This is a genomic window from Collinsella aerofaciens (genome assembly GCF_964243765.1).
Taxonomy (GTDB): Bacteria; Actinomycetota; Coriobacteriia; order Coriobacteriales; family Coriobacteriaceae; genus Collinsella; species Collinsella aerofaciens_BU.
This window is the reverse complement of the sequence record NZ_CAXTGI010000001.1, coordinates 200,219-216,187: the sequence shown is the minus strand read 5'-3', so window position 1 is coordinate 216,187 and position 15,969 is coordinate 200,219. Positions and strand designations below refer to the sequence as shown.

Genomic DNA, 15,969 nt, shown 5'->3' with positions numbered 1-15,969 from the left:
CTTACGCCTCCTTCTTGGTCGAAGCAACAGAGCTGGCGGCGGCGGGCACAGCACCAGCAACACCACCCGCCACATCGAAGCGAGCGACATCCGCGGCACTCGCGCGACCGGTCACAATGTCAAACGCCAGCTCCTCGGCCTGCGCATGCGTCTTGCCGACAGCCTCGGCGGCGGCGACAATCGCCAGCACGCGCTCATACTCGGTCGGAATGACCTTCACAAAGTGCTTGCTCATCGTCTCAAAGCTGTAGAGCAGCTTAATGCCGCGTGGGCTCTGTGTCGCGTCCACGTGCTCCTGGATGAGCTCGCGAATCTGCGCCAGCTCGCCAGCCGTCGGGGCCTTGAGCTCAACGCTCTCGTGGTTCACGCGGGCATCGAGCGTGCCGTACTGGTCAAAGACATAGGCCACGCCGCCCGTCATACCGGCGGCAAAGTTCTGCCCAACCTCGCCCAGAATAAGCGCCAGACCACCCGTCATGTACTCGCAGCCATGGTTACCGCAGCCCTCGACCACCACGGTGGCACCGGAGTTGCGCACGGCAAAACGCTGGCCGGCAAGACCGTTAATGAAGCCGCGGCCGCTCGTAGCGCCAAAGAACGCAACGTTGCCCACGATGATGTTTTCGTCGAACTTATAGGTCGCATGCGGGTTGGGGCGCACCGACACCTCGCCGCCCGAAAGGCCCTTGCCAAAGTAGTCGTTGGCGTCGCCGCACACGTTGAGCGTAATGCCGCGCGGCAGGAAGGCGCCAAAGCTCTGACCAGCCGATCCATCGCAATCGATGGTGATGGAGCCGGCGGGCAGGCCCTCGGGATGTGCCTTGGTCACCGCGTTACCCAGGATGGTGCCCACGCAGCGGTTGACGTTGGCGATATCGGCGCGGAAGCGAATCGGGCGCAGGTGCGCGCGGGCATCGGCCGTATAGGGCACAAACAACGTGGAGTCGAGCGTCTTGTCGAGCTCGCTGTCCGCAGCCATCTGGGGCAGGAAGTGACGGCCGTCGGCACCCGGGATGTGGGCACCAAACTCGCAGGTCGCGCTTGCCAGCACGGGCGACAGATCCAGCAGGTTAGCCTTGCGGTTGCCCGGGACCTCGATCTGGCGCAAGCACTCGGGATGGCCGACCATCTCGTCGACGGTCCGGAAGCCCAGGCTCGCCATGACCTCGCGCAGTTGCTCGGCAACAAAGAGCATAAAGTGCTCGACGTGCTCGGGCTTGCCGCGGAAGCCGCGACGCAGGCGGCAGTTTTGCGTGGCGATGCCGGCGGGGCAGGTATCCTGCTGGCAGTCGCGCTGCATGAGGCAGCCCATCGAGATGAGCGGCATGGTCGCAAAGCCAAACTCCTCGGCGCCCAGCAGACAGGCGACGGCAACATCGGTGCCGTCCATGAGCTTGCCGTCGGCCTCGAGTACCACGCGCGAGCGCAGGCCGTTTCGCAGCAGCGTCTGCTGAGCCTCGGCAAGGCCAAGCTCCAGCGGCAGACCGGCGTGCCAGATCGAATCGCGAGCAGCGGCACCCGAGCCGCCATTGTGGCCGCTGATCAAGATCTTGTCGGCAGCGCCCTTGGCCACACCGGTGGCGATGGTGCCGACGCCGGCCTCGCTGACCAGCTTGACCGACACGCGTGCGCCGGGGTTGGCGTTCTTAAGGTCAAAGATGAGCTCGGCCAGGTCTTCGATGGAGTAGATGTCGTGATGCGGCGGAGGCGAGATCAGGCCGATGCCGGGCGTGGACTGACGGACCTCGGCAATCCAGGGGTAGACCTTCTTGCCGGGCAGGTGGCCACCCTCGCCGGGCTTGGCGCCCTGGGCCATCTTGATCTGAATCTCGAAGGCGCTGCACAGGTAGCGGCTCGTCACGCCAAAGCGCGCACTTGCCACCTGCTTGATCGCGGAGTTCTTGGAATCACCGTTAGCCAGCGGGGTCTCGCGACGCGGATCCTCACCGCCCTCGCCGGAGTTGGAACGGCCGTGCAGGCGGTTCATGGCGATGGCCATGCACTCGTGTGCTTCCTTGCTGATGGAGCCGTACGACATGGCGCCGGTGTTAAAGCGGCGGACGATGTTGAGCGCGGGCTCGACCTCGTCGAGCGAAACCGGCGTGCGGCCGCTGGCATCAAAGTCGAGCATGTCGCGCAGACGCACGGCACGGCCGGTGCGGTGCAGGCGGGCGCTGTACTCCTTAAAGGTGTCGTAGCTGTCCTCACGGCAGGCGGTCTGCAGCAGGTAGACGGTCTGGGGGTCGATGAGGTGTTCCTCGCCGCCGAGCGGGCGCCACTTGGTCAGGCCCAGCGTGGGCAGCTGATCGGGAGCCGGGCTCTTAAGGATAGCGAGCGCGGCGTCGTAGCGCTCGTTTTGCTCGCGTTCAACGTCCTCGACACCCATACCGCCCACACGGCTCACCGTGCCGGCAAAGTACGCGTTGACGAACTCCGGCGTAAAGCCCACAGCCTCGAAGATCTGCGCCGAATGGTAGCTCTGCACCGCGGAGATGCCCATCTTGGACATGATGGAGACGATGCCGGCGGTCGCAGCCTTGTTGTAGTTGGCGATGCCCTGCTCGGCCGTCACGTCCAGGTCGCCGTGTGCCGCCAGATCGCGGATGCACGCATGCGCATTGTACGGATAGATGCCGCTCGCGGAGTAGCCCACCAGTGCCGCAAAGTCGTGCGGAGACACGGCGTCACCGCACTCCACCACGATATCGGCAAAGGTGCGCACGCCAGCACGGATCAGGTGGTTGTGCACGCAGCCCACGGCGAGCAGCGACGGCACGGGCACCTCGCCCGCACCGGCACGGTCGCTCAGCACCACGATGTTCACGCCATCGCGAACCGCAGCCTCGACGTCTTCGGCAAGCTGCTTGAGCGCAGCCTGCAGCGCGCCCTCACCCGCGTCGCGGCGGTACACGGCACGGAACCGGCGGGTCTTAAAGCCCACGCGGTCGATGGCACAGATATGTTCGAACTCTTCCTCGTTGAGCAACGGGCGCTCCAAGCGCACCAGCTGACAGGCCGTACGGGAATCCTCAAGCAGGTTGCCGTGGTTGCCCAGGTAGAGCGTGGTCGAAGTTACCATATGCTCGCGCAGGGCATCGATCGGAGGATTCGTGACCTGGGCGAACAGCTGATAGAAGTAGTCAAAGAACGAACGCGTCTTCTTGGACAGGCAGGCCAACGGCGCATCGATACCCATCGAGGCGAGCGGGGCCTTGCCCTGCTGGGCCATGGGGCGCACGACCTCGTCAACATCATCCCAGTGATAGCCGAGCTTGGCCATGCGCACGGCGGCGGGCACCTCGGCATCCTCGGCGGGCGCGGGCGCGGCGGGCTCATCGAGCGCGCCGACGGTCAGTGTCTCCTCGGCAATCCAGTCGCGGTAGGGCTTCTCCTTGGCATAGCGGGCGCGCAGCTCGTCGTTGTAGATCACGCGGCCGCGGGCAAAATCGACCTCGAGCATCTGGCCCGGTCCCAGGCAGCCGCTCGTCAGGATGTTCTCGGGGCGTACCTCGATGGTGCCCACTTCGCTTGCCAGCATAAAGCGGCCATCGCGCGTCACGTAGTAGCGGGCGGGGCGCAAGCCGTTGCGGTCGAGGGCGGCGCCCAGCGTGCGACCGTCGGTAAAGGCGATGGCCGCCGGGCCGTCCCAGGGCTCCATGAGCATGGACTGGTAAGCGTCGTAGGCGCGGCGCTCCTCACTCAGGCTATCGTTGTGGTCCCACGGCTCGGGCAGCAGCATGGACGCGGCACGCGTCAGCGGGCGACCGTTCATGACCAAGAATTCGAGCACGTTGTCCAGAATCGCGGAGTCGGAACCCTCGCGGTTGATGATCGGCATCACGCGCTCAAGATCATGCTGCAGCACGGGGCTGTACAGGTTGGGCTCGCGGGCACGAATCCAGTTGACGTTACCCTTGAGGGTGTTGATCTCGCCGTTGTGGATGATAAAGCGGTTGGGGTGCGCACGCTCCCAGCTGGGCGTGGTGTTGGTGGAGTAGCGCGAGTGGACGAGCGCCACGGCCGTCTTGACGGCGGCGTCGTTGAGGTCGATGAAGAAGCGGCGCATCTGCGTGGCGACCAGCATGCCCTTGTACACGATGGTGCGCGAGCTCATGGAGCACACGTAGAAGATCTTGTCGCGCAGGGCGAACTCGGCGTCGGCCTTCTTCTCGATGGTGCGGCGGCACACGTACAGGCGGCGCTCAAAGGCATCGCCGGCGGGCGTGTCGTCCGGACGGCCCAGGAAGGCCTGCAGGATAGTGGGCATGCAGGCGCGGGCCGTCTCGCCCAGGTCGTGCGGGTCGACCGGCACCTCGCGCCAAAAGAGCAGCGGCACGCCGGCCTCGGCGCAGCCCTCCTCAAACACGCGGCGGGCATCCTCTACGCCCTTGTCGTCCTGCGGGAAGAACAGCATGGCCACGCCATAGTCGCCCTCTGCCGGCAGAATCTGGCCACACTTTTGAGCCTCTTTACGGAAAAAGTGATGCGGAACCTGGAACAGGATACCGGCGCCGTCGCCGGTGTTCTTCTCGAGTCCGGTGCCGCCGCGGTGCTCCAAGTTGACCAGAATGGACAGTGCATCGTCCAGAATCTGGTGATGGCGCTCACCATTGATATCGGCAAGCGCGCCGATGCCGCATGCATCGTGGTCGAATTCGGGGCGATAAAGGCCCTGCTGCTGAGCGGAATCTGCCTGCATCGCGATCCTCCCCTAGATATTTAGACAGTCAGTTGACTAGGCATACTAGGAGCATCGCCGGCCCGCTGTGTTTCCCGCCCGTTTCGAAACAATCGCGTAACGCACACCTTACGAGTGGGTACCGCCGACCTCAAGGGCGACAACATAGGCCCCAAGTTCGGCCTGCAAACTCACCTCTTCAAACATCTCAATCTGTAACAGTAAGACCCAATTTCGACGACTAACTGTTACAGATTGAGATGTTTTCGAGAGACGGTTCCGAATGTCTCAATCTGTAACATGAAGGGCCGGTTTTTGCAGCTAACTGTTACAGATCGAGATTTTCCATAGGACCATTTCTTCCTGTCTCGATCTGTAACACCTAGGCCCAATTTCCATCCCTAGTTGTTACAGATCGAGACATTTCGGCAGCCCCCCTTCATCATCCTATTCAAATACAACAATTTTGTTAGTCTTGGTTAACTTTTAAGCCTAAAACGGGTATCCTTTGCGGCGTCAAGCAAACGGCACGCACACCGTGCCAGATCAAGGAGGCCCCTATGGCGCACCAAGCAGACCGACAGACGATGCAACTCGTCCTTATCCGTCACGGAGAGTCCGAGTGGAACAAACTCAACCTGTTCACCGGCTGGACCGATGTTGAGCTCACTGACACGGGTCGCGAAGAAGCCGCAGCAGGCGGCCGCGCCCTCAAAGAAGCCGGTTTCGACTTTGACGTCTGCTACACTTCGCGCCTCAAGCGCGCGATCCACACCCTCGACATCGTGCTCGGCCAAATGGATCGCGAGTGGCTGCCCGTCATCAAATCCTGGAAGCTCAACGAGCGCCACTACGGCGCGTTGCAGGGTCTCAACAAGGCCGATGCCGCGGCAGAGCACGGCGACGAGCAGGTGCTCATCTGGCGCCGCTCCTTCGACGTGTGCCCGCCGGCACTCGAGCCGAACGACGCGCGCGATCCCCACACCCAGGAGCAATACCGCGACGTCGCACCCGATCAGCTGCCCTATACCGAGTGCCTCAAGGACACGATCGCCCGCGCCTGGCCTTATTTCGAAGACGAGATTCGCCCCCAGATGCTCGCCGGCAAGCGCGTGCTCATCGCCGCACACGGCAACTCCCTGCGCTCACTCGTCATGAAGTTCGAGCACCTCACGCCCGAGGAGATCCTCAAGGTCAACATCCCCACCGGCGTGCCGCTCGTCTACACCTTCGACACCGGTTTCAACGTCCTCGACAAGCGCTACATCGGCGACCCGGCGACCATCGCCGCCAAGATCGACGCCGTGGCCAATCAGGGCAAAGCGCACAAGTAGCCCCAACCCAAATCCGACGCGTGGCGCCGCACGGCCCAGATACGACGCCACGCCGCCCATACGCAGGAGCGCACCATGCTCAACCATCTCAAACAACACTTTGGTTCCCGGCGCACCGGCGGTCACGGAGGCCTAGACATTGCGCGGCATATCGGCCCCGGGCTGCTCGTGACCGTCGGCTTTATCGACCCGGGCAACTGGGCCTCCAATATGGCCGCGGGCTCGCAGTTTGGCTACGCGCTGCTGTGGATCGTCACGCTGTCCACGATTATGCTCATTGTGCTGCAGCACAACGCGGCGCACCTGGGTATCGCCACGGGCGCCTGCCTTGCCGAGGCCACGACACGTTACCTCCCCCGCTTCGTTGGACGCACGGTACTCGCCAGTGCCTATCTCGCGACTGTCGCCACCGCCATGGCCGAAGTCCTGGGTGGCGCGATTGCCCTTCAGATGCTCTTTGGGCTGCCCGTGCGCGCGGGCTGCGTCATCGTGGCGGCAGTATCGATGGCGATGCTCATGACGAGCTCCTACAAGCGCGCCGAACGCTGGATCATCGCCTTCGTGGGTGTGGTGGGACTCTCGTTTTTAGCAGAGCTCGCACTGGTCAAAGTCGACTGGCCGCAAGCAACCGCAAGCTGGATCACCCCCAGCATGCCTGCCGGCTCGGCAACGATTATCGTGAGTGTCCTGGGTGCGGTCGTTATGCCACACAACCTCTTCCTGCACTCCGAGGTCATCCAATCCATGCACTTCGAAGGTCAAGGCGAGCAGGTTATCGAAGAGCGTCTGCGCTACGAACTCTTCGACACACTCTTTTCGATGGGCGTGGGCTGGGCAATCAACTCGGCCATGGTCATCCTGGCCGCAACGACCTTCTTTGCGCACGGCATGGTCGTAGACGACCTCGCCGTCGCAGCGGCCACGCTCTCCCCCATTCTGGGCCCGGCGAGCTCGACCATCTTTGCGGTAGCGCTGCTGTTCGCGGGACTATCGAGCAGCGTGACAGCGGGCATGGCGGCGGGAACCATCACTGCGGGCATGTTCGACGAGGAATACGATATCCACGACCGACATTCCTCGATCGGGGTGGCGGCCTGTTTCGTCGGCGCAGTGACGGCGTGCCTGGTCGTCCCAAATCCTTTTGAAGGTCTCATCTGGAGTCAGGCACTGCTGTCGCTTCAGCTGCCGATTACGGTCTTTGTGCTCATACGGCTCACCAGTTCACCCCGCGTCATGGGCAAATACGCCAATTCGCGCCCGCTCAACGCGCTGCTCGTAGGGATTGGTGCCATCGTGACGATTCTCGATGTCGTGTTGTTGACAGGGATGTAATGGGGCACCTACCTAGGCAAACGTCTCGATCTGTAACGTCTAGACCCGCTTTTGATGTCTAGATGTTACAGATCGAGATCATTCCGAGGGTCAGCTCCGTTTGTCTCAATCTGTAACAAGTGGGCCAAATTTCCACCGTTAGATGTTACAGATTGAGACAAAAGGTCGGCCGGACTCGCAACAGACAGGATCGGCCAACAGCAACCGTGATCCCTTGGGGACGGAGGAAAAGGGCCCCAGCCGAGAATTCGACCGGGGCCCTTGGACAGAGCTATGTTCGGCTTTCGCCGTGTGTCTGCGAGCTACTCCTCGACGAGCTCAAACTGATCGGGACCGACGCCGCACACCGGGCACACATAATCCTCGGGCAGCTCAGGCGTATCGACCTCAACCTCGTAACCGCAAACGACGCACACGAACTTATACGTCTTCTTCTCCTCAGCCATGATGTTCTCCTCTCGAACGCGACTGGTGATGTACTTCATTTATCAGTATAGATTCTCAATAATATAATGCAAGTATTTTTAAAACATTTCTAGCCTTGATACGAGGACGCCTTCGGAGGCGTCTTGCCCTTCAGGACCTTATGGTAGTAATCGTAGGTGAGCGACGTCTCGTCACTCAAGCGCTCGGCATCCTCGACCTCGCCGATAAACAGCAGATGCGTGCCAACATCCACAGTGTCGATCAAATGGCAGCTAAACAGGGCCGCCGCGTGCTCGGGCACATAAGGCATGCCGAGGGCAGTCTCGCGGGTCTCGTACTTGGCAAACTTGTCATAGTCGCTGCTGGTGCGGAACCCAAAATTACCGATGTAGAGCATGTCGGCGGTCTGATCGATCACGGTCAGCGCGAACGCTTTGGCCGAAGCGATGACGCCCGAAGTGACGTTGTCCTTGTTCACGGCAACTGAAATGCGCGGCGGCATGGACGTCACCTGCACCGCAGTGTTGATGACGCAGCCGGCGCGCAGCCCGTCTGCCGCGGCGCTCACCACGTACAGACCGCTCGGCATGGTAAAGAACGCAGTTTTGTCCATAACGATCACTCCCCTAACCCGGGTTGGAACCTCATGGATGTATGTACCCACAAAAAAGGCGGCGCCCACAACGGGCACCACCTTTGAGACATATGTGTCAAAACAGTATAAGCAAGATGAGACGCCCGCAGTTGCGGTGAAATAAGGACTGAATAGCCCCTCAAACAGGCAAAACAGTCCGTATTCCACCGCAACTTATACAGAACGCCTAGCGATTGCGCTCCTTGAGGGCGCGGTCGATCTCGCGCTGGACATCGCGCTTGGCCATATCCTCGCGCTTGTCGTAAAGCTTCTTGCCGCGGCCTAGGCCCAGCAGCAGCTTTACGCGGCCGTCGGTATTAAAGTAGAGCTCCAGCGGCACCAGCGCATAGCCGCGGTTGCGAAGTTTGCCGTCAAGAAAGTCGATCTCCTTGCGGTGCAGCAGCAGACGGCGCCGACGGTCGGGATCGCGATTCCACACGCCACCATGGCTATAAGGGTGGATATGCAGGCCGACGAGCCAGCACTCCCCGCCACGAATCAGTGCGAAGGTATCGGTAATCTGGCACGCGCGCTCGCGAATCGACTTGACCTCGGTACCGCTCAGCTCAATACCGCACTCAAACGTCTCATCGATAAAGTACTCGTGATGTGCCGAGCGATTCTTGGAAATGAGCTTGCGCTCGCGCTTACTGGGCATAGCCGGCCTCCTTGGCGCCATCAGCGTTTGAGCCCGCAGCCTCGCGCTTTGCCTTGCGCTCGGCGTTAAGCTCGGCATCACTCTCGCGCACCAGCTTGATAATCGCCGCGCACGCCTCTTCGCCCACCAGGTCGCGGGCACGGACCGTCAGGCGCGTAGCCTCCTGCTTGTCGCCGTCGCTCGCAGCGTCGGTCGCACACATGATCAGGCAGATGGCAATCTCGGCCGAAGGCGAGGTCGGCACGCCCTGCAGGGCGAGCTCACCCATCACATGGTCGTCACTCTCGTCCGCGGCATCCGGATAGGTGGTATGGATCTTGTTGAGCAGGCGCGTCGTATGCGCATCGTTGGGCGCCAGGCGCAGCGCCAGACGCGCGCAGCCCACGGCAGCCGAAATGTTCTCGGTCTCGGGCTCCAAGAAGTACTGACCCAAGTTGGTGTAGGCGCGTGCGGCGCACTTACCGTCGCTCGCGCGCTCCAGCACCGAGAACGAGAGCGATGCCCACTCCTGCTTGTCCTCGAGCGCGCGGAACAGCTCGGCCAAGTCCAAGCGATAGTTGCAGTTCATGGGATCCCAACGCACGGCCTGCATCAGGGCATTCCGAGCACTCACATAATCCTGCTGGCGGATGTAGGCAAACGCCATGTCGGAGTACAGGCGGTCAAAGGGAACCTCGACCTGCACCAGCTCGCGCGGATCCTTCTCCACGCGGCGATAGGCCAGGCGCTCAAACTTGCTGTCGAAGCTAAAGTACTGGCGCTTCTCCTCCGTCTTGCACTCAGCGTCGATATACTCCTCGGCGAGCTCCACCAGACGCTCAAGCAGCGGCGTCGCCGTAGCCAGGTCGCCCTGCGCCAGATAGTTCTCGGCATACGTGATGTCTTCCAAGCTGATAGGCAGATCCATGACAACTCCTCGGTCCGGGCGGCAGACTCAACGCGCGCCTTAAATATCGGTCAATACACAAAACCCGGGTCTCTTACGAGGCCCGGGCGTTCAATTTTGGTAGCCCGTACCAGATTCGAACTGGTGATCTCCGCCTTGAGAGGGCGGCGTCCTAAACCGCTAGACGAACGGGCCATATGTAGCAAATGCAATGGCTGGGATGGAGGGAGTCGAACCCCCATTGACGGAACCAGAATCCGCTGTCCTGCCATTAGACGACATCCCAATGACTGCATCGCTGCGCTCGGCTGTGCCTTTGCGCAAGAAAGAAATATACGGGAAGTCCGGCCGTGACGCAAGCCCCAATTTTGACTTTTTTGAAATTCAGTCAAATACGGCCAACACGTGAAGGACCTGTGAAGCGCCAGCGACACGTACGGCGCCAAAGCCCGTAAAACACCCCACATCTACCGCTGGTAGATTACAACAATGCAGCACTCACGGTGGATGGCACAATCGAACTGTCATCATTGCACGGATATCGAGGCACCATGAATGAAGATCTTGATTACCTGTGGGAGGCCCTCGGTCTCGAGATAAGCGCCGCCCCATGGCCTGACAGCGATAAAATTCACCCCACGTTACGCCCCGCCATTACTGTGATGCAGGCAAAATATCGCCGTGCATCCTTTTTGATCATGCGGATGTCATGGCACGCTGGACTCCCCGACCTTAAGCGAATCCAGGCAAGCCTCGTCGAGCTGTCCGGTATGCCGACCGTCATATCCGAGGCGCACCTGGAGCAGCGCCAGCGCGAGCGACTGCAACAGCAGCGGATCCCCTTTATCTGCCCCGGCGTTCAGGCATATCTGCCCTTTATGGACGAGGAGTACTGGAGCAGCAAGCCCAACAAGCACGTAAAGGTCTACGATCCGCACGAATGGGCGCAGTTGGAGGACTGACCGGGGCAAGCCTGCCGGCGGAAAGTGCGTCCCAGATCTCAAGCTCAAACCGGTCCCCACTTTCCCATCGAGCCCTCAACCGGAAACCGTATCCCGTAATCGAAGCTCAAAACGGGTCGCACTTTCCGTAGCCGCTACAGCAACGCCTCGGTCCAAGCCGCTTCCCTAAAGCCGGGGATCGCAAAGTCGTCGCCCACCAGCAGCGGACGCTTGACCAGCATACCGTCGGTCGCTAGCAGCTCGTAGCACTCCCGATCCGTCATGCCCGCATCCAGACGCGCCTTCAGGCCCAGCTCTCGATATTTCATGCCCGACGAGTTGAAGAAGCGTCGCACCGGCAGCCCCGAACGAGCAATCCAGGTCGCAAGTTCATCAGCCGTGGGATTGTCCAAAACGATATCGCGGTCGATATACTCTACCCCGTGTTCGTCCAGCCATGCCTTGGCCTTCTTGCAGGTCGAGCACTTGGGATATTCAACAAACAGTACGGTCATGGAAATCCTCCGAATATAGATCGGCCAACGCAGGCACACGCCACACGAGGCGCCTTCGCATGATGGGCCAATTGTAGCCCACGGGTCATACGCTAAACGAACCGTACCCCGAATCCGCGTTTGATGAACGGCAGCAGCTCCATTGCCTCGGGCGTGATATGACCCGCAACGTTCATGCGCTCGTCACCGGGAAGATCGACCCGCGCAATCTCAAGCTCGCCTTCGTAGCGCCCATAGCCGCTATTGCTCACAGCGATCGACCCCGTCTTTCGTGACAGGCCGGCACCGGCATCCATCGGCACGGAATCCGGCTTAAGCGTCGTACGTGACTCCTGAGACCTAAAGATGAGGACACTCGAGTCGGGCCGGTCGCGATGAATCTGCCCGCGCACATAGGCATAACCGGGCTCAAGCTCGCATTGCAGGTCCACGTATCCGGCGGAAACTTGAGCAAACTGCGCCCAGCCCGCATCGGAAAGATCGGGGTCGCCGACCAACACAATGTCGCAATCGGCGCCATGTGCAAGCTCAAGCATATTGAGAGCAACCTTTGACGCGCGACCGCGCTGCGTCTCGACCGTCGGCAGTCCCTCGAATACCGGCCCGCGAACGTTAGCATCGCCCGGCACAAAAGCCATGATTTCGAATCCAAGCGCCGCAAGACGAAGATTCACCCGAGCAATGTCCTCCAGAGCTAAACCGGTATAAGGCTTGGGGTAAAAATTGTGGCAGGCGGCAAAACGAGTCACATCGGCACCGGCCTCACGCCACGATGCGATTTCATCAGAACTCACCGTCGATGCATTGACCACAATGCGAAATACACCGGACAGCTCCGCGACCCGCCGGGCGCTAAAGCCATAGTCCAAACGAAGGTATTCCAACCCCAGATCGCGCAGGTCCTCGATGCGCTCAAGCCCGAGCAAATCGCACGTGCGCGGCCCCACATCGGCAATGAGCGCAATGCCGCGGGCGGAAAGCAGCGACAGCACATGACGGACCTTATCGGTATACGCCGCTCCCCCATCCTCGGGAATATGCAGCGAGGTGAACGCATAGCGCGCACCCGCCGCGGCACCGTGTTCAATCGTCCGCTCAATATCCTGCAGAGGGTTGGAAAGATAAATCGAAATACCCGTTTTCACGCTTCAACACTCCTTTAAAAAAGGCCGGCGGAGCAGTTAGCCCCGCCGGCACAACCATAGCATCAAGAAATCTGCCGCGCGCCGCGAGCCCTGAGCAACACGGCTCGCGATATCAAACTACTCGCCAAAGAACTCGTTGATCTTCTGCTCGTCGACGCCAAAGAACCACGTCAGGACAAAGCCGGCGGCATAGGCAAGCAGCATAGCGGCAACGTAGCCGAGCTGCTGACCAGGAACGACGATCAGCAGGCCAAACAGACCGGAAACGCCCTGAGAAACCGTGCCGATGTGAAGCAGCGCCGCGAGCGCGCCGCCAAATCCGGCACCCAGGCAGGCCGTCACAAACGGACGAACGAGCGGCAGCGTAACGGCATACATCAGAGGCTCGCCCACACCCAGGATTCCAACGGGAATGGACTCTGCAACGTACTTCTTGAGCTTGGCGTTCTTGGTCTTAAAGTACAGCGCCAAACCGGCACCGACCTGGCCGCCGCCAGCCATCATAAGGATGGGAAGCAGGTAATTGATACCCTTGGTAGCGCCGTCGGGATCGTTGAGCATAGCGTGGATCGGCGTGAGCGCCTGATGCAGGCCGACGGAAACCAGCGGCAAGAAGCCTGCCGACAGGATATAGCCACCCAGGACGCCCAGCTTCTCGAAGATAAAGGTCAAAACGCTAAAGATGGCAGTCGTCAGCCATGCGCCAACCGGCTGGATGACGAGCATCAGAGCAAAGGCGCCGATGATGAGCACCAGCAGCGGGGACAAGAACGTGTCGAGCGCGTTGGGCATAACCTTGCGAATCTGACGCTCCATCCAGGCAAAAAATGCGCCAGCGATAAGAGCCGCGATCATGCCGCCCGCTGCGGGGTTGTACTGCGCATTGGTGAGCGGCAGCAGAATGGCAGTGGCAGGATCGGCCGCGCCAGGCGCAAGCAGGGGCATGGCACTGTTAGCGATACACATCATGCCGGCGATGCCGCCCAGCGCAGCGGAGCCGCCAAACTCACGTGCCGCGTTATAGCCCACCAAGATGGGCAGATAGGCAAACAGGGCCCAGCCCATGGAACGAATGCCCTGGTACCACCACTCGCCTGCAAGCGCGCCTGCCGTCGAGACGTTAATGACGTTGCAGATACCGTTGATGAGGCCAGCCGCAATGATGCCGGGAAGCAGGGCGACGAAGACATTGGAAATCTTCTTGAGGAAGGCCTGAACCGGCTTGGACTCGTACTTTGCCTTCTGCGCGGCCTTGTTTGTGGCCGCAGCGTCAACCACGCTCTCGTCAGCAACGCCTTTCGCAAGGCCGGTGAGCTTGGAGAACTCCTCGAGCACCTTATTCACCTTGCCCGGACCCAGCACGATCTGCATCGTGTCGTCCTCGACCAAGCCCATCACGCCGTCGAGTGCCTTAATACCCTCCGTGTCGACGTTGCCCGTGTCTTTGACGGTCACGCGCAGGCGCGTCATGCACGCCGCGTTTGCCAACACGTTGTCTTTACCGCCCAAAAGGTCCAGCAGCTTTTGAGCCAGCTCTTTGTTCGTCATAACTCCTCCTTGTATTGGGTATCTCGTCTGGATGTCTTATCAGCTCACGCCGCGCACCTATTGGGCATCGGCATTGCTCTTCTCATGGCCACTCACCGCAGCACGGACATGGCCTCTCGCTCGCTCAAGAGCTACCGCAGCCTGCTCGGCATCGCAGCCCAGCAGTACCGAGACAATAGCGGTTTTTACGTGGCCGCCAGCATCTGCAAGCGCCTGAATAGCGCGCTCGCGCGTGCAGCCGGTCGCCTCCATCACGATGTTCTGGCCGCGCACCACCAACTTCTCGTTCGTCTGCTGCACATCGACCATCAGGTTTTGGTATACCTTGCCGATCTTGACCATGGCACCGGTCGAAATCATGTTGAGAATGAGCTTTTGAACCGTTCCCGCCTTGAGCCTCGTTGAGCCGGTCAGCACCTCGGGACCGGGCACGGGTTCAATGGCAAGATCTGCGCTCTCCCCGATCTTCGACCCTTGGTTGCAGGCAATTGCAATGGTCTTGCACCCAGTTGCCTTGGCGTACACAAGGCCGCCCACCACATAGGGAGTACGACCGCTTGCCGCCAGGCCAACGACAAGATCCTTGTCCGAGAGTCCACGCCCCCGCAGGTCGCTCGCGCCAAGCTCCTCGCTGTCTTCGGCACCTTCGACAGCCTTGATAAACGCCGTCTCGCCTCCGGCAATGAGCCCGACAATCAGATCGGGTGACACGCCAAACGTGGGCGGACACTCCGAAGCGTCGAGTACGCCCAGACGACCGCTGGTGCCTGCGCCCATGTAAAAGACGCGCCCGCCGCGCTCGAGTGCCTCAGCAGCCCAGTCGATTGCTGTGGCAACCTGGGGCAGCACTTTTGTGACCGACTGGACGGCACGAAGATCCTCATCGTTCATCGTCGTAACGATTTGCAGCGATGTCATCGTATCGAGGTCCATAGACCTTTGATTACGCTGTTCGGTCGTGAATTTTGTTAAATCGAGCATTTCATTCACCTCATCTTTCCTGTTTCTCGATGTAGTTTTGCTTAATGACATGCGTCGCCCGTTCGTAGTCGCTGGCAACGTAAGCAGCGTACAGGGCATCGACAACCATAAGCTGGGCCATACGCGAAGCCATGGCACCGCTGCGGACCAAGGGCTCACTCGCAGCGACGCCGAGCACGGCATCGGCCATGGTGGCAAGCTTGGATGATCCATCTACTTTGGTCACGGCCACAACGGGACAGTTGTGACGTTGGGCCTCGGCGGTGCAGTCCAGCACCTCTTGCGTCAAGCCCGAGTAGCTAAAGGCGATTGCCATATCGCCCTCATGCATGTTCTTGGCACACAAGAGCTGATCATGCCAGTCGTCGTACAGATGGCACTCTTTGTCGACACGCATGAGCTTTTGCGCCAGATCGTGCGCGACCAAACGAGAGGCACCGATACCGAACAGATTGACTGCGCGCGCCCGCTTAAGATAGGCCGCGCATCGCTCCAAGACGGTGTAATCGAGCGTTCGCGCCGTCGCTTCGATCGTGCGCACGTTGCTTTTCATCACCTTCCCCACGATACGTTCGACGCTGTCATCCATGGAGATGTCCTCGAGGGCTACGTCTTTCTTGTCACCTAAGAGCGCCAGCTCGGCAATCAGTTCGCGCTGGAACTCCTTGTAGCCCGCAAAACCCAAACGCTTGCAAAAGCGCAAAATGCTCGAGGGCGAGGAGAACGTGGCATCGGCAAGACCGCGGACGGACAGCCCGACCACCTCGTGCGGATGAGCGCTCACATATGCGATGACATTGCGTTCCGCCGGGCTCGCGCTGAGCTCACGCTCGCGAAGCCGCAAAAGCAATCCGTTTGCCATCTCAAACACCTCCGTTGAGAAGAATTAAA

The 15,969-nt window shown here is 60.6% G+C and carries 13 protein-coding genes and 2 tRNA genes; 3 read left to right on the top strand and 12 right to left on the bottom strand.

Going from position 1 to position 15,969, the window contains the following annotated elements:
• Nucleotide 1: 1 nt before the first annotated feature.
• Nucleotides 2-4,699 carry a glutamate synthase large subunit gene (gene gltB, locus ACESSC_RS01005; protein WP_373160883.1) on the bottom strand — a complete coding sequence of 1,566 codons (4,698 nt, stop codon included), beginning with the start codon at nt 4,697-4,699 and terminating at the stop codon, nt 2-4.
• Between the two features lie 539 nt (nt 4,700-5,238).
• On the opposite strand from gltB, the gene gpmA reads away from it, so the two are divergent.
• Both gpmA and ACESSC_RS00995 read left to right on the top strand, forming a co-directional pair.
• Nucleotides 5,239-6,012 carry a 2,3-diphosphoglycerate-dependent phosphoglycerate mutase gene (gene gpmA, locus ACESSC_RS01000; protein WP_443985202.1) on the top strand — a complete coding sequence of 258 codons (774 nt, stop codon included), beginning with the start codon at nt 5,239-5,241 and terminating at the stop codon, nt 6,010-6,012.
• A 75-nt stretch (nt 6,013-6,087) separates the two neighbouring features.
• The gene (locus ACESSC_RS00995) at nt 6,088-7,344 is read left to right on the top strand and encodes an Nramp family divalent metal transporter (RefSeq protein WP_373160882.1); all 1,257 of its coding nucleotides are present in this window, start codon (nt 6,088-6,090) and stop codon (nt 7,342-7,344) included.
• Between the two features lie 302 nt (nt 7,345-7,646).
• Here ACESSC_RS00995 and ACESSC_RS00990 read toward each other — a convergent pair whose 3' ends face one another.
• From ACESSC_RS00990 to ACESSC_RS00965, 6 genes are all read right to left on the bottom strand, one after another.
• The gene (locus tag ACESSC_RS00990) at nt 7,647-7,790 is read right to left on the bottom strand and encodes a rubredoxin-like domain-containing protein (RefSeq protein WP_055251878.1); all 144 of its coding nucleotides are present in this window, start codon (nt 7,788-7,790) and stop codon (nt 7,647-7,649) included.
• Between the two features lie 89 nt (nt 7,791-7,879).
• Entirely contained in the window at nt 7,880-8,383 is a 504-nt protein-coding gene (locus ACESSC_RS00985; RefSeq protein ID WP_373160880.1) for a flavin reductase family protein, read from the bottom strand.
• Nucleotides 8,384-8,591: 208 nt separating this feature from the next.
• Nucleotides 8,592-9,062, bottom strand: coding sequence for an SsrA-binding protein SmpB (gene smpB, locus ACESSC_RS00980; RefSeq protein WP_006235325.1), 471 nt, complete (start codon nt 9,060-9,062; stop codon nt 8,592-8,594).
• Entirely contained in the window at nt 9,052-9,969 is a 918-nt protein-coding gene (locus ACESSC_RS00975; protein ID WP_373160878.1) for a tetratricopeptide repeat protein, read from the bottom strand. Before ACESSC_RS00975 ends, smpB begins: the two co-directional genes overlap by 11 nt.
• 97 nt (nt 9,970-10,066) lie before the next feature.
• Nucleotides 10,067-10,143 (bottom strand) — tRNA-Glu (locus tag ACESSC_RS00970).
• Nucleotides 10,144-10,160: 17 nt separating this feature from the next.
• A tRNA-Gln gene (locus ACESSC_RS00965) sits at nt 10,161-10,234 on the bottom strand.
• Between the two features lie 265 nt (nt 10,235-10,499).
• Between ACESSC_RS00965 and ACESSC_RS00960 the strand changes: the two genes are divergently transcribed.
• On the top strand, nt 10,500-10,910 hold the full coding sequence (locus ACESSC_RS00960; RefSeq protein ID WP_373160877.1) for a hypothetical protein: 411 nt from the start codon (nt 10,500-10,502) through the stop codon (nt 10,908-10,910).
• A 134-nt stretch (nt 10,911-11,044) separates the two neighbouring features.
• Here the strand turns inward: ACESSC_RS00960 and ACESSC_RS00955 are convergent, their stop codons facing one another.
• The 5 genes from ACESSC_RS00955 to ACESSC_RS00935 all read right to left on the bottom strand — a co-directional run bounded on the left by ACESSC_RS00955 (nt 11,045) and on the right by ACESSC_RS00935 (nt 15,940).
• Entirely contained in the window at nt 11,045-11,404 is a 360-nt protein-coding gene (locus ACESSC_RS00955) for an arsenate reductase family protein (protein ID WP_117583016.1), read from the bottom strand.
• Between the two features lie 92 nt (nt 11,405-11,496).
• On the bottom strand, nt 11,497-12,549 hold the full coding sequence (locus ACESSC_RS00950) for a MupG family TIM beta-alpha barrel fold protein (RefSeq protein ID WP_373160876.1): 1,053 nt from the start codon (nt 12,547-12,549) through the stop codon (nt 11,497-11,499).
• Between the two features lie 117 nt (nt 12,550-12,666).
• Nucleotides 12,667-14,097, bottom strand: coding sequence for a PTS transporter subunit EIIC (locus tag ACESSC_RS00945; RefSeq protein WP_035137407.1), 1,431 nt, complete (start codon nt 14,095-14,097; stop codon nt 12,667-12,669).
• 57 nt (nt 14,098-14,154) lie between these two features.
• On the bottom strand, nt 14,155-15,078 hold the full coding sequence (gene murQ, locus ACESSC_RS00940) for an N-acetylmuramic acid 6-phosphate etherase (RefSeq protein WP_373160874.1): 924 nt from the start codon (nt 15,076-15,078) through the stop codon (nt 14,155-14,157).
• Nucleotides 15,079-15,088: 10 nt separating this feature from the next.
• Nucleotides 15,089-15,940 (bottom strand): MurR/RpiR family transcriptional regulator, encoded by an 852-nt coding sequence (locus tag ACESSC_RS00935; RefSeq protein ID WP_099432014.1) that lies wholly within the window; start codon nt 15,938-15,940, stop codon nt 15,089-15,091.
• Between the last annotated feature and the right edge of the window lie 29 nt (nt 15,941-15,969).